Origin of the sequence: Fodinibius sp., from assembly GCF_034521915.1 — a bacterium.
In the GTDB taxonomy this organism is placed as follows: domain Bacteria; phylum Bacteroidota; class Rhodothermia; order Balneolales; family Balneolaceae; genus Fodinibius.
Map to the genome: position 1 here is coordinate 58020 of NZ_JAXHLU010000011.1, position 15108 is coordinate 73127.

Annotated in this window: 13 protein-coding genes; 10 read left to right on the forward strand and 3 right to left on the reverse strand. The window is 42.0% G+C overall.

Translation table 11 applies throughout. The annotated features are described in order from the left end of the window. Positions 1-29: 29 nt before the first annotated feature. The 10 genes from infC (at position 30) to U5J89_RS07740 (ending at position 8051) form a co-directional block, all read left to right on the forward strand. Positions 30-593: a translation initiation factor IF-3 gene (infC, locus tag U5J89_RS07695; RefSeq protein WP_322575130.1), complete on the forward strand. Its 564-nt coding sequence runs from the start codon at positions 30-32 to the stop codon at positions 591-593. Between the two features lie 231 nt (positions 594-824). Next, the gene (rpmI, locus tag U5J89_RS07700; protein ID WP_322575029.1) at positions 825-1022 is read left to right on the forward strand and encodes a 50S ribosomal protein L35; all 198 of its coding nucleotides are present in this window, start codon (positions 825-827) and stop codon (positions 1020-1022) included. A gap of 36 nt (positions 1023-1058) precedes the next feature. Continuing rightward, positions 1059-1406 (forward strand): 50S ribosomal protein L20, encoded by a 348-nt coding sequence (gene rplT / locus U5J89_RS07705; RefSeq protein ID WP_095606598.1) that lies wholly within the window; start codon positions 1059-1061, stop codon positions 1404-1406. A 190-nt stretch (positions 1407-1596) separates the two neighbouring features. Next, positions 1597-2607, forward strand: a complete 1011-nt coding sequence (pheS, locus tag U5J89_RS07710) for a phenylalanine--tRNA ligase subunit alpha (protein ID WP_322575030.1) — start codon at positions 1597-1599, stop codon at positions 2605-2607. Positions 2608-2722: 115 nt separating this feature from the next. Beyond that, positions 2723-5131, forward strand: a complete 2409-nt coding sequence (gene pheT / locus U5J89_RS07715; RefSeq protein ID WP_322575031.1) for a phenylalanine--tRNA ligase subunit beta — start codon at positions 2723-2725, stop codon at positions 5129-5131. Positions 5132-5140: 9 nt separating this feature from the next. Beyond that, complete coding sequence (locus U5J89_RS07720; protein ID WP_322575032.1) at positions 5141-5398, forward strand: hypothetical protein; 258 nt, start codon at positions 5141-5143, stop codon at positions 5396-5398. Further along, complete coding sequence (locus U5J89_RS07725) at positions 5395-5688, forward strand: cell division protein ZapA (RefSeq protein ID WP_322575033.1); 294 nt, start codon at positions 5395-5397, stop codon at positions 5686-5688. Before U5J89_RS07720 ends, U5J89_RS07725 begins: the two co-directional genes overlap by 4 nt. Positions 5689-5777: 89 nt before the next feature. Beyond that, complete coding sequence (locus tag U5J89_RS07730) at positions 5778-6599, forward strand: TIGR00282 family metallophosphoesterase (RefSeq protein WP_322575034.1); 822 nt, start codon at positions 5778-5780, stop codon at positions 6597-6599. A gap of 9 nt (positions 6600-6608) precedes the next feature. Further along, the gene (locus U5J89_RS07735; protein WP_322575035.1) at positions 6609-7292 is read left to right on the forward strand and encodes an ABC transporter ATP-binding protein; all 684 of its coding nucleotides are present in this window, start codon (positions 6609-6611) and stop codon (positions 7290-7292) included. Positions 7293-7361: 69 nt separating this feature from the next. Beyond that, positions 7362-8051: a tetratricopeptide repeat protein gene (locus U5J89_RS07740; protein WP_322575036.1), complete on the forward strand. Its 690-nt coding sequence runs from the start codon at positions 7362-7364 to the stop codon at positions 8049-8051. A gap of 95 nt (positions 8052-8146) precedes the next feature. Here the strand turns inward: U5J89_RS07740 and U5J89_RS07745 are convergent, their stop codons facing one another. The 3 genes from U5J89_RS07745 to mprF all read right to left on the reverse strand — a co-directional run bounded on the left by U5J89_RS07745 (position 8147) and on the right by mprF (position 15102). Beyond that, positions 8147-8935, reverse strand: a complete 789-nt coding sequence (locus tag U5J89_RS07745; protein WP_322575037.1) for a prolyl oligopeptidase family serine peptidase — start codon at positions 8933-8935, stop codon at positions 8147-8149. A gap of 26 nt (positions 8936-8961) precedes the next feature. Beyond that, positions 8962-12456 carry a methylmalonyl-CoA mutase family protein gene (locus U5J89_RS07750; RefSeq protein ID WP_322575038.1) on the reverse strand — a complete coding sequence of 1165 codons (3495 nt, stop codon included), beginning with the start codon at positions 12454-12456 and terminating at the stop codon, positions 8962-8964. A 93-nt stretch (positions 12457-12549) separates the two neighbouring features. After that, positions 12550-15102, reverse strand: coding sequence for a bifunctional lysylphosphatidylglycerol flippase/synthetase MprF (mprF, locus tag U5J89_RS07755; protein WP_322575039.1), 2553 nt, complete (start codon positions 15100-15102; stop codon positions 12550-12552). Between the last annotated feature and the right edge of the window lie 6 nt (positions 15103-15108).

A 15108-nucleotide genomic window follows, 5' to 3' on the forward strand; every position in this document is an offset into this window, starting at 1 on the left:
AATTCTAATAAAAATAATAGAGGTAACTTATCGCAAGAAGAACACGAAGACGACGACCACGGGGCAATGATGATCGTCCCAATGCTAATGAAGAAATCCGTGCATCAAAAGTACGGGTAGTGCACCCCGAAGATGTCGAAAAAGAACACGAGATTGTACCCATCGATCGTGCATTAGAGATTGCAGAATCGTATGGGATGGATCTTGTAGAAGTAGCCCCTGATGCCAAACCTCCGGTTTGCAAGGTGCTGGATTTCGGTAAGTACATGTACAAGAAGAAAAAGAAAGAAAAAGAAGCTAAAAAGAAGCAGCACACTGTTCAGGTTAAAGAGCTTCGTTTTCGACCCAATACCGATGATCATGACCTGGAATTTAAAACGCGTCATGCTCGGCAATTCCTTGAAGGTGGAGACAAGGTAAAAGCTACGGTACAGTTCCGAGGCCGTGATATGCTTTATACCGAAAAGGGAAAAGAATTACTTCATGATTTGGCTGAAGAATTAGATGATGTTAGTGAGGTTGAATCCAAGCCAAATATGGAAGGTCGCCGAATGATTATGATGTTGGCACCTACCGGTAAGGGCGGTTCATAGGTGGCCCTTTTTATCTAAGCTGCCAATAATTATATCCAGATATTATTTTTAGGATTACCCTGTTGAAGTACATCTTCAACAGGGTTTTTTAATATACCAGGTGCTAAGCTTATTAATTGAAGTAGTTAACCAAATTATTTAGAGAATAACTTTCAATTAACAGTTTAATCTGTACCCTTAATTGCTTATCTTCCAAGCCATAATTCCAAGAAATTTAAAAGGTATATTATTATGCCAAAGATGAAATCACACAGTGGGGCTAAAAAGCGCTTTAAGAAAACCGGTTCCGGTAAGTATATGCGCAAAAAGGCCGGAAAGGCTCATCTCCTCACAAAGAAAAAAAGCAGAAAGAAGCGTAAGCTCGGCAAATTTACTGAGGTTAATGAAACTCAGAAGAAAGATGTCGAACAAATGCTTCCCTACAGCTAATTAATATTTAATATTAACTCTTAAACATTAGACAAAATGCCACGATCAAGAAATAAGGTGGCTTCCCGTCGCCGTCGCCGCAAGATTTTAAAACAGGCGAAAGGTTACTGGGGCAAGCGAAAAAATGTTTACAAGTTTGCGAAGAACACGATTGAGAAAGGGATGCTGTATCAGTATCGCGATCGTAAAGTTCGCAAACGTGAATTCAGAAAGCTCTGGATTACACGCATTAATGCTGCTGCCCGTCAAAACGGTACTACCTACTCGCGACTGATGGGAGCCTTAGGACAAAAAGATATTCAGATCAACCGCAAGGTCTTGGCCGATCTTGCCGTCAATGATCCGGAGACATTCACCGCTATTGTTGAAGAAGCGCAGAGCTAATAGCGTGTAAAGATGTTAAAAAGCCGGTCCCCTCGTATCTTCGGGAGGATCGGTTTTTTATTTTCATTGATGGGTTCCTCCGAATTAAATAGATTCCACTTATTCACGCAATACGTCATACACTCTGTGTTACTGTAAATGTGTATTGCGTATTTCACATATAGATGAAATCATTTCGACAGATCTTTTTATGCTCGACGATATTAAAAAATTAAAGCAAGAAGTTACCGACTACCGTATAACAAACGAGGAAGAACTTGAGGAATTCCGTCTGGAGTTTCTATCCCGAAACGGTAAAGTACAATCGATGTTTTCGAGAATGAGCGAAGTGCCCAATGAGAAGAAAGCCGAAGTGGGCCGCGCCATGAATGAGGTGAAAAATCTTGCTGAACAAACATTTGAAGAGGCTGAAACACGATTGGAGCGAAAAGAAGCGGCCGACTTAAAAGCAACCGATGATATTACTCTTCCGGCCCCTCCCTATTCGTCAGGCTCCTATCATCCGCTTACTCAAACGATGGAGGAGATGAAAAATATCTTCTACCGTTTAGGGTTTTCTATAGCTGACGGACCGGAAATTGAGGATGACTTCCATAATTTCACAGCGTTGAATTTTCCGCCGAATCATCCTGCTCGTGACGAACAGGACACCTTTTTTATTCAAAAAAAGGAGGACGATCAAGATTTGGTACTGCGCACGCACACATCTCCTGTCCAAATTCGCCTGATGCAAGAACAGGAACCTCCCATTCGTGCCATCATGCCGGGACGTGTATATCGCAATGAAGCTGTATCTCCCAAATCATACTTTCTGTTTCACCAGGTAGAAGCGCTCTATATTGATACGGATGTAAGTATTGCTGAACTCAAGGAAACGCTCATTAGCTTTGCTAAGCTAATGTTTGGCTCTGATGTTAAATATCGACTGCGTCCGGGATATTTCCCTTTTACGGAGCCCAGCCTGGAAATGGATGTATGGTGGGAAACAAATAATCCAAACGACGATGGAAAATGGCTGGAAATTTTGGGATCCGGAATGGTCGATCCTAACGTGTTAAAAGCCGTCGATATAGATCCGGAAGAATATACTGGCTTTGCCTGGGGAATGGGCGTTGAGCGCATTGCCATGCTTCGGCATCAAATTGATGATATACGCATATTCTACAATAATGACTTCAGATTTTTAGAACAATTTCATTAATACTTTTAATAGAACGCAGATGTCGCAGATAAAACTGATATACACTAATTATTATCTGCAGCCACCTGCCTGATCCTTTTTATCCGTGTTCAATTAAAATAATTATTTGTACTAAATGAAGATTTCTTACAACTGGCTAAAAGAATTAATTGATCTTGACCTCTCACCGGAAGAAACGGCCGAAAAGCTTACGCTTATTGGCTTAGAGGTAGAAGAAGTGACGCAGTATGGAAGCAAACTGGATGGCGTCGTAGTTGGTGAAGTTTTAGAAGTAAAAGACCATCCCAATGCCGATCGTCTATATATTTGCCGGGTTGATATCGGCTCTGATCAACATCAAATTATCTGCGGTGCAGACAATGTAGCCGCAGGACAAAAAGTGCCTGTTGCCACCGTTGGCACTACCCTGCCGGTTGAAACGGATAATGGTGAACCATTCACCATCCGTAAAGCCAAATTGCGCGGAGAAAAGTCGAACGGTATGATCTGCGCTGAAGACGAACTTGGACTCGGTGATGATCACAGCGGTATTATGGTGCTCGACAAAAGTCTGGAACCCGGCACGCCGCTGCACAAAGCCATCGACTTATATCAGGATTTTATTATCGATATTGAACTCACTCCCAATCGTCCCGATGCTACTTGTCATGTTGGTGTCGCTCGCGATTTAGCTGCAGCCCTCAATCTGGAGCTCAAAAAACCTTTTGATAATGATTTTGAAGAGGTAAAACCTCTAGATGAAATTGATATAAAAATTGAATCTCCTGAAAAATGTCATCGCTATGTTGGAAAGTTGGTAAAAGATGTAACCATCGAGGAATCTCCCAATTGGCTCCAGAATCGTCTTAAAGCCATTGGTGTTCGTCCGGTAAACAACATTGTTGATATCACAAACTATGTAATGTTCGAGCTGGGACAGCCCCTCCATGGCTTTGATGCCGATACCATCAAAGGCGATAAAATTATCGTTAAGGATTTTGATGAGGAGATCGAGTTTGAAACGCTGGATCATGTAAAGCGAACGTGCTCTGCCGGTACGCTTTTTATTTGTGATGGAAAAGAACCCGTAGCTATTGCCGGTGTAATGGGTGGAGTCGATTCTGAGGTAAGCGATAACACAAAAAACGTACTAATAGAAAGTGCCTATTTTGATCCCGCTACCATCCGTAAAACAGCTAAAGAGCAAATGCTGCAATCAGACGCTTCGTACCGATTCGAGCGCGGCGTAGATCCACAGTTGCAACGTATTGCTGCAGAACGAGCGGCTGAACTGATGGCTGATATTGCCGACGGCAATATCGTTGATGCCTGCACGGATACCCATCCAATTAAAACGGAAGCCAAAAAAATCACCCTTCGAAAATCGTACGTTAATCGTTTGCTGGGTACCGACTTCAGCACTGATAAGATTAAAAGCATATTGCAGGGACTGGAGTTTGAATTGCTTGACAAGAACGAAAAAACCCTTACCTATTCTATCCCTACATTCCGTCCGGACTTGGAACGCGAAGTTGATTTAATCGAGGAGGTTGGACGCCTGTTCGATTACAATAACATTCCCACGCCTAAGCACGGTAAGTTTACATCTCCCGAGCCACTAACCGACTGGGAACAACTGTTGAGTAAAGCCAAAGAAACAGCCAAAGGCATGCAGTTTCGGGAGATATACTCCAACTCGCTGATGCCAGAAGAAGATGCTGAGTTGCTGGGCAATCTGGATAACATGATTCACACCCTCAATCCCATATCCACGGATATGACCACCCTTCGGCCTTCCCTGCTTTATGGATTTTTGACATCAGTGGCTTACAACTTCAATCGCAAAGCTAAGCAAGTTCGATTTTTTGAAGTGGGCAATGTTTTCGAAAAAGCCAAAGAAGGAACCTATCACTCCAATATCAAAGAAGAAACTAATATTCTTTTTGGTCTGGCAGGATTTAAAACCATCGAGCACTGGAAAACGGATCCTGAGCATTATGATGTTTTCGATCTTAAAGCACCGGTAGAAAACTTTTTACAACAGTTTGACCTTTTGAATGCCCTCTCCCAACAAGCTGATGAACAAAATAGGTTACTGTATACCTTTGAGGATGAAGAAATAGGACGAATCTTTAAAATCCCCAAAGAGTTAACAGATAATTACGATATTGAACTTCCCGCCTTTGCCGCAGAATTTTCGCTTACAAAAATTCAAGAAGTACATAAGCAATTGGGATCCAAGCAATACGAAGAAGTTTCCAAATTCCCTGCTTTTGACTTCGATTTTGGGGTTGTTGTTGATTCTCATATCAAAGCTGGTGACCTGTTGCAAACCATCGAAGAAACAGCCGGAGATTCCCTTAAAGAGCTGGATGTATTCGATGTTTTCGAAGGAGAATCACTCGGAGAAAACAAAAAAAGTATCGCTTTTAGACTTTCTTTCCTCGACAAAGAAAAGACATTGACTATCAAGGATGTAGAACCTATAATTAATAAAGTTCTAAAGGTTCTTGAAAACCAGTATTCAGCAAAACTTCGACAATAATTTCGAATAGTGTTATCAAACGAAAGTCCATATCAGGAGCAGTTTCATGAGCTACTTGATGAGATTCGTGAGGAGGTTCAATCTCTGAATGATGAAATCAAGGAGCTTAAAAAAGAGAACAGTGATCTGCGCTCTAAATTAAAAGAAATTCAGGATGGACAAACTGATATCTATTCTGCTATCTCCGAATCGGAGCGGCTTTCCCTTCGTCACCAAGTATTGGGCTTAATATCAAAAATTGATAATCACCTGGAGGATAATCAATGAAATCCATAAAAATCACCATACTTGGCAAGCAGTACCCTCTTAAGGTTGAAGAATCTGAAGAGGAGGCAATGAAACGCATTGCCGGATATGTTGATGATAAATTTCGTCAATATAAAAAGGAGCTTAACAAGCAGCCCGATACCACTATCATGACCCTTGCAGCCCTCAGTATTGCCGAGGAGCTATTCGAAGAACGAAAAAGAAACCGTGAACTCAATCAGCAAGGGGATAAAACGCTGAAAAATGTCAATGAGTCTCTCGAAAATTTCATTGAAGAGATACGCCAATAGTCTCTTAATTCAATTCTGATAAGGCCATTATTTTCCTTACTTTTACAGCTTCATTTCAGAAGCTATTTTTTGTTTAAATAATCAACAGCATGTCTAAAAATCTGATTAATATACTTTTCGTAGGTGATATTGTAGGTGAGCCGGGTTTAAGCTTACTCGAAACGGTACTACCCGGTTTTATTGACAAGTATGATGCCGACTTTGTTATCGCGAATGGGGAAAATTCCCACGAAGGTAAGGGCATCAACCGATCTATTATTAAGCGTCTTTATGATTTGGGCGTGCATGTGATAACAGGTGGAAATCACTCCTTCGCCAAATGGAAGGTTTTTGATTACATGAAAGAGGATGGCAATATTTTACGTCCCATGAACTATCCCAGAGGGAATCCCGGCTATGGATTTGGAACATATGAGATCCCCAATACCGATAAAAAGATTGGTGTAATTAATCTGCAAGGACGAACTTTTATGCAGGATATTGATTGCCCTTTTAATACTGCAGATTGGGTTATCGAACGAATCCAAGAAGAAACGGATATCATTTTTGTGGATTTTCATGCAGAAGCTACGGCTGAAAAACTTGCCTTAGCCTGGGATTTAGATGGTAATATTTCAGTCATGGTTGGAACACATACCCATGTACCTACTAATGACGCCCGAATTTTTCCGCAGGGAACTGGCTACATCAGTGATGCAGGTATGACCGGTTCCTTTGACTCGGTACTAGGCATGGATAAAAATGTTTCTATGAATCGTTTTAAGTTAGCTACGCCTCATCGTTACCGGTTGGCAAACGGCAACAACCAGCTTTGTGCTGTTCTTGCCAAAGTAAATACCAATACAGCTAATTGCGAACATATTGAACCTATTATTTACCCAGGATTTAACAGAAGTAATCTTGAAGAGTAGTATCTTCCAATGGCGATTATTTTAGAAGGAAAAAATATTACCAAGCAGTATAAGACCGAGTCCGGCAACGGTACCTTAACCGTTCTTGATGACACCTCAATAAGAATAGAAAAAGGTTCTATATCAACAGTAATTGGCGTCAGTGGCAGTGGAAAAAGCACGCTGCTTCATATTCTCGGTGGACTTGATAAACCCAATACCGGCACAGTGCTCTGGGAGGAACAATCAATTTATGATATGGATCAGGAATCACTGGCAAGTTTTAGAAACAACAAGTTAGGTTTTGTTTTTCAGTTTCATCACCTATTGCCTGAATTTACTGCGCTCGAAAACATTATGATGCCTGCCCTTATACAGGGACAAACACCCGAGAATGCCGGACAAAGAGCTAACTATCTATTAAAGGAGTTCGGCATCCCCGACCGGGCCGAACATCGCCCTACACAGCTATCAGGTGGTGAGCAGCAACGTGTAGCCATGGCGCGGGCGCTGATGAACAATCCCGATTTAATACTTGCCGACGAGCCAACCGGAAACCTTGATGAAGATAACACCTCAGTTATTTTGGACTATCTGTTTAATCTCAGGGAAATTGAGGATGTCAGCATTCTACTAATCACCCATGAAAAAGAAATTGCCAACAGATCTGATACCATTTATCAACTTTCGAAAGGTAAGCTAGAAACTCTTTAAATTTTACTATCAAAGAAAACAATCATATTTTCAGCTACTCCTGAAATCAACCGACAATAAGTTTAAACTATGAGCAAGAAACAAGTAAAAGAAGAATTAGAACAAGACGTACTCCTTGAAACTTTTTCAAAGGCCCAAAGTTTTTATGACCAAAATAAAAACACTGTAATTGGGGCAGCTATTGCAGTAATTATTCTGATCGGTGGCTCGGTAGGATACTATTACTACGCTGAAGCTCAAGAAAATGAAGCGCAGCAACTTATGGGACAGGCTTCAGAAGCTTATTTACAAGGAAATTACGAAAAAGCCCTTACAGGATCTGACGCCGACTTTACGGTGGGATTTGAACAAATCATCAATAATTACGGGATGACGGATGCTGCAAATTTAGCTCGATACTATGCAGCAGTTAGTGAATTCAAATTAGGCAATTACCAAGAAGCCCTGCAGTATATTGAAAATTATGAAGTACCAGAAGGCATTATGGGCGTAGGTCCACTCTCCTTTCATGCTGTAATACATACTGAGCTTGGCAATCATGCTGAAGCAGCTAAAATGTATGTAAAAGCGGCCGAATGGGATGTCAATGATTCTACAACACCCTATAATTACTTGGAAGCAGCAAATGCTTATCATGATGCCGGCAATACTGAAAAAGCCCAACAGTATGCCCAGAAAATTATCAATGAATATGATAACAGCGATCAAGTCACAGAGGCAGAACGACTATTGGGTATGCTTGCTGTAGCTGAAGAGTAGCAAATATTTCTTCCTCTTTTTACAAAGCCCGAACTTAGTTAATACAAGTTCGGGCTTCTCTTATTTGGTTATAATACCTAAAAGTGGGAAGAAGATTAATTTGCTGACGATAATTCTTTGCTAAACATCCACTCATACAGATGCGGATTGCGATACGCCTGAACCCATGCACCAATATGGCCCTCATCAGGATATTCGGTATAGCCCGGGCTGCCGCCTGCAATACGTATAGCTTCAATCATCGATCGTGAAAATTCAGGCTGTACCACTTCATCATTGGTTCCATGAAATGCCCAAATGGGTATATCTGTAAGCATAAAAGCACGCGTTACATCACCTCCTCCGCAGACAGGAACAGCCGCTGCAAATTTATTGGGAAAGCGCTGAATTAGATCAAAGGTACCAAATCCGCCCATCGAAATACCGGTTACATAAAGACGATTAGAATCCACCGAGTACTTATCCTGAAGTTCTTCCAGCAATTCAATCGTTAATCTCATTGGTCGAGTGGGAGTTTCACCCATTGAAGCTGTAAAAGCGGTAGTATCACGTGATGTGATAAGCTGAGACCAAAATTCTCCCTCTCCCATCTGTGGTGCAATAACAAAAGCAGGATATCGCTCTCTAAACTTAGGTTCCGCAAAATGAGAAACGCCCCACTTTAATTGGCTGTAGTTATCATTCCCTCGTTCACCGGCGCCATGTAAAAATAAAACGAGCGGATAGCTTTTAGTGCTGTCGTAATTGGCAGGCTTCAATATCCGATATTGTAATTCTTCTCCATCACTGTCAGTATATACCTTTGGTTCAAAATCTGTTATTTGAGCTTCTGCAATGCCAAAAAACAGAAATAGTAATCCTATCGTAACGAATATCTTCCTCATATTACCAATTGATGGTTAGAGATCAATTACATATTCCGACGATACTGTCCGCCTACCTCATACAACGCCTGAGAAATTTGACCCAGTGAAGCCACTTTCACGGTTTCCATCAGCTCTTCAAAGATATTACCATTATTTCGAGCCACTTCTTTCAGGCGTTCAATCGATTCCTCAGCTTCATCCTCATTACGCTCCCAGAAGGCTTCTACCCCTTGAATTTGCTGTTCTTTTTCTTCTTTGGTAGAACGGATTAAATCAACTTCTTTTTCGTCCTCTGCACTTTCAGCATCTTCATTTTTAAAAGTATTGACGCCAATAATCGGAAGCTCGCCACTATGCTTTTTGGATTCATAATGCAGACTCTCATCCTGAATCTTGCCCCGCTGATACATGTTCTCCATTGCACCGAGTACGCCGCCTCGTTCCGTTAGGCGATCAAACTCGGAAAGGATCGCCTCTTCTACCAAGTCGGTTAATTCTTCAATAAAGTAAGAACCTTGATTAATATTTTCGTTCTTGGCAGGTCCCATTTCTTTATTGATAATCAGCTGTATAGCCAGTGCCCGACGGACCGACTCTTCGGTTGGTGTAGTAATCGCCTCATCGTAAGCATTGGTATGCAATGAGTTACAGTTGTCATAAATAGCCAACAGCGCCTGTAACGTAGTGCGAATGTCGTTAAACTGAATTTCCTGAGCATGCAATGAACGTCCACTGGTTTGTATGTGATACTTCAACTTCTGCGATCGTTCATTAGCACCATACTTCTCCCGCATGGCTACCGCCCAAATGCGTCGCGCCACACGACCGATTACCGCATATTCGGGATCGAGCCCATTACTGAAAAAGAACGAAAGGTTATGAGCAAACTGATCCACATCCATACCCCGGGACAAATAGTATTCTACATATGTAAATCCATTAGCCAGTGTAAAGGCCGCCTGCGTGATTGGATTAGCCCCGGCCTCTGCAATATGGTAGCCCGAAATCGACACCGAATAATAGTTTCGAACGTCATGATCAGTAAAATACTGCTGGATATCGCCCATCATTTTTAGTGCAAATTCGGTAGAGAAAATACAGGTATTTTGTGCCTGATCTTCTTTCAGGATATCCGCCTGAACAGTTCCCCGAACAACCGAAAGTACTTCTTCTTTTATTTCCTCATACGTTTCATCATCTATTAACTTATCACCGCTAATTCCCAACAGGCCTAATCCAAACCCATCACTAATATCAGGTAATTCATCATTGTATTCAGGAGCTTCTACATCGCGTTCATCAAAGTATTCTTTAATTTTTTGCTGGGCATCTTCCCACTTTCCATTTTCTTTGAGATAACGCTCTACTTCCTGATCAATGGCCGTATTCATAAACATCGCCAGAATCATCGGAGCCGGGCCATTAATGGTCATAGAAACCGATGTTTTGGGAGAGGTAAGCTCAAAACCGGAATACAGCTTCTTCATATCATCAATCGTACAAATGCTCACACCCGAATTTCCAACTTTGCCATATATATCCGGACGGTGATCAGGGTCTTCGCCATATAAGGTTACCGAATCAAATGCAGTAGAAAGCCGAGCGGCCGGCATGCCCTCACTCAGATAGTGAAATCGCTTGTTAGTCCGCTCGGGCGTTCCCTCACCGGCAAACATCCGTGTGGGATCTTCTCCTTCTCGCTTGAATTCAAAGACCCCGGCCGTAAAAGGATAATATCCCGGCAGGTTTTCTTTGAGCGCAAATTTGAGTTGTTCTCCTTTGTGCTTGGTTTTGGGAAGAGCAACACGCGGAATTTTAAGTCCGCTGAGCGACTCACGATACATTTTATTTTTGAAGGTTTTGTCACGAACCTGCACTTCTACATATTCTTGCTGATACTCTTCGTACAAATCATCCCATTGCTCAAGGATCTTCTTACAATGTGCATCCAACTTACTGAGCCAGTGCTCCCGCATTGACTGCAGTTTTACCTTCAGCTCATCTTTCTCATCAGGATCCCAACGGTCAATCTGTTCGATGGTACCGGTTACATTTTCCAGTTTACTAGCAATCTCAACCTGTTGTTCAGCCCAACTGTGATAATCCCGAATGGTATCAGAAATATCGGACAGATAACGCTGACGTTTTCCAGGAATAATAGACTGTGCCTGAATATCTTCGGCAGGTTCCGCATTTGTATGTAGCTTAGTCTCCCAGTTTATACTGTAATAATCATTTACTTTATCAACGATGGCCTTGAACAACCGATTTACCCCCTCATCGTTAAACTGAGCCGCTATCGTTGGATATACCGGCATTGCTTCGGGATCAAGATCCCAGGCGCCCCTGTTGCGTTTCATTTGCTTGCGGACATCACGAAGCGCATCCTGCGAACCTTTCTTTTCGAACTTATTAAGCACCACCAATTCGGCCAAATCCAGCATATTTATTTTTTCCAGCTGTGTTGCCGCTCCGTACTCACTGGTCATTACATACAGCGGGATATCCGAGATATTAACAATTTCAGTATCACTCTGACCAATTCCACTGGTTTCAACAATTACCAGATCAAAGCCGGCTGTCTTACAAACTTCGATGGTTCCTTTAATAGCTTCACTAGTAGTTCGATTAGTCGCTCGCGTTGCAAGACTGCGCATATATACACGCTCAGGATCGAGGCTGTTCATACGGATTCGGTCACCCAATAGAGCTCCCCCGGTACGTATTTTTGAGGGATCAATAGAAATAACAGCAATATTGATATCCTCAAACTCCGATAAAAATCGTCTGATAAGCTCATCTGTGAGCGAACTTTTTCCTGCCCCTCCAGTTCCGGTAATCCCTATCAACGGAATGGGATTTCCATTTTTTTGTGACGGAATCAAATTTCCCTTTCCATCAAATAGCTTATCATCTTTAAACGTAATGATATCTTCGTGGTTATTCTCCAACGCTGAGATACAACGCGCAATCGTTATAGTATCTCTTTCAGTAATATCCTGGGCATCCACTTCTTCAATTTCAGCGGTATCAAAGTCACATTTTTCGAGCATATAATTAATCATGCCCTGTAGCCCCATTTCGCTACCATCCTCAACAGAGAAAATGCGACAGACCCCCGCTTCATGCAGTTCTTCAATCTCATCACCCACAATAACACCGCCGCCCCCGCCAAAGACCTTAATATGCGAAGCTCCACGCTCTTCAAGCAGCTCCACCATATATTTGAAATATTCCATATGTCCGCCCTGATACGAGCTCACAGCAATACCCTGTACGTCTTCTTGGATGGCACAATCGACAATTTCTTGCACGGACCTGTTATGCCCCAAATGGATAACCTCTGCTCCACTACTCTGTAAAATACGGCGCATGATGTTGATACTGGCATCATGACCATCAAAGAGACTGGCAGCCGTTACAAAACGGATCTTATGATCGGCCTCATATACTTCCGGCTGGCTGCTATTCTTTGTTTTTGAATCTTCTTTGGCAGCGGCTTCTGTTGCTTGATCAGAGGTCATGGTGTCTTCAGACATAATATTCTTCTCATTTTCTGTTGGATGTGTTTAGAACAAAAGGTAAGAAATTTAAGGGACATTATTTATTGGCTGTGACCTCAAAAAAACAACTTACTTCCTGGTCATAATGCTATCAAAACCACCAGAAACGATGTTAGTAAGATTTGATAGTGCTCGTGGCATCGACCATCCCCCGGGACCAACTATAAATTTAGGCTCCCAAGTTGGATTAAACTGACTTTTATATCTCCTGACCTTTTTAAAGCCATAGATATTTTCACCGTAGGTATACACAAAATCTGCCAACTTATTCCATCCCGGAGAAAAGTCGTGTTCACCCATTCCCGAAAGTGGTGCCATCCCCAAATTAAATTGCCTAAACCCTTCCTGCTTTCCCCAAAGCATCGTATGAATTAACATATAATCAATAATGCCTGCCGGTGATTCCGGTCTGTATCGGAGTAAATCGGTAGTCAACTCGTATTTACCAGCTCCTTGTAGAATATTGGCAAATGCCAGTAGGTCTTCTCCTTTTTTGACTACCGCTATAGGAAACTGGCTTAAATATCCTTCATCAAAATAGCCCACAGAAAAGCCTCGTTCTCTCTTATTCCTTGCCCGAAGACTGGCATCTGAAATGGACTTAAGCTCGGGCAAATATGATGCTACTGATTCCTGCGGAATGATCTCAAAGCTGTAATCTCGCTGCTCCAGCTCTTGATAGCCCGACCAAACTTTGTTATGGATAGATTTCTCTGGATCAAAACCGGACAAACCGATATGCGCTTCCTCTCCCAACTTGTAAAGAGTAAGCCCTAAATCCACATATTCTTCTAAATACTCCTCTCCTACCTGATAGAATATTGGACTATATCCCTGATTAGAACACTCATCATAAAACTCCCATATTAACTCTTCAGCTTCATTGGCAGGTCCAACGGGATCTCCTAAGGTGACCCAATTTTGTGCCTCTCTGGCGAACATTATAAATGAAGAATTGGATTCATTTAGTAATATCTCTTTGTCTCCCAACAATACAAGATTGGAAATCGAATGTAGAGATTGGCTACTGATATCTTTTGCAATCAGTAGTTCCTTTTTACCGGGTTCCTTCGTCTCTTTATGTTTAGGACGAATTAATTTTAAAAGCCCTATAATAATAGCAAAACCCAATACTGCAACCATGGCCCGCATATATCGGGGGGCATCCCCCATCAAAGTAAACTGCCACCAAAGTTCTTTCTGATATTCAACGTGTCCATAAGAAAACATGCCAAGCCAGATAGCACTGGCTAATACCATCAAAATCAAGGTGAACCAGCGAGCGGAAAAGAACTGATCCATTAACGATGCTTTGCGGTGAAATTCATCACGGCATGGAATCAACGCAACAAGCATCACTGACAACATTGAAGCCTCTTCGTAGTCAGCTCCTTTTAGTAGTGAAAATAAAATACCGAAAATGAGCAATCCAACGGTTAAGTGATAGGCCCCATCACTACGACGCTGCAATCCGCTGGCCAATACCAATAACGCAGCCCCTACCAAGCTGGCAAAAAAGTGCGACATCTCGATAACCGGCAATGGTATAAAATGCTGAAGCCATTCCATACGGGGTACCTCTGAGGGAACAGCTCCAGAAAAAAGCAGTATGGATCCGCCGATAAAGACAGAAAAACTCATAACCTGTGGGACAACTCTGGGTACCCAATTGGCGGCTTTACGTTGTAATACTTTTACTTTGCGTCGATTGACGATATACTCTTGATACCCTAATACAATTAAGGCTCCCAAAAGTGGCAGTATATAATAGATAATGCGATATACCACCAGAATGCCCAACACTTGTGAGCCGGGCATAAAGTTAGTCAAGAACATTAGCATAATTGATTCAAAAACACCAAGTCCGCCCGGAACCTGGCTAAATAAGCCCACAATCTGTGCCAGCATAAAGGCCCCTACAAAGCTAAAGAAATTAATGCCTCCCTCTGGTAGTAAAACGAATAATACCGAAGCCATTAACAACCAGTCTACTGATGCTATGAGAACTTGTTGTAATGCTAATCTCGTATCTGGAAATCGAAATGACCAACCTTTAAAAGTAATCTCCTTTTTGAACTTATAACTTGCCCATACATAAACCACCACCATCACTAATAAAATTACTCCCAAAATCCGAAGCGATACAAATGGAAGCACAACATCATTCGGCAAGTCGGGAGTAGCAAAAAGCAAAGCAAGACCTGCCACAGCACAAAAACCGATCCAGAGGGTAAATGCGCTGAATGCTACAATTTGCGTTACCTGCATGCCCGTAAATCCCCAAACCGAATAAATACGATATCGGATAGAACCCCCTGTTATTAAAGCCAGTCCGATATTATGGCTAAAGGCATATCCCACATATCCCGCGCGTATAATTTTACCCGCCTCGAGATTTTCTCCAATATATCGCACGCCCAGTGCATCATATCCCGTTAACAAAAGGTAGCTTAAAAATGAGAGTACCAGCGAAAACAGAATATATTGATTGGGAATTTCCGATAGCTGGGTCATCACTTCCGACATGTCATACTGCTGTAGCTCCTGATCAAGGAACCACAACGCAAAAGCAAAGAAAATGATGCTTATGAATGGCGTAAGTTTTTTGAGCTTCTTCTTCATCAAACA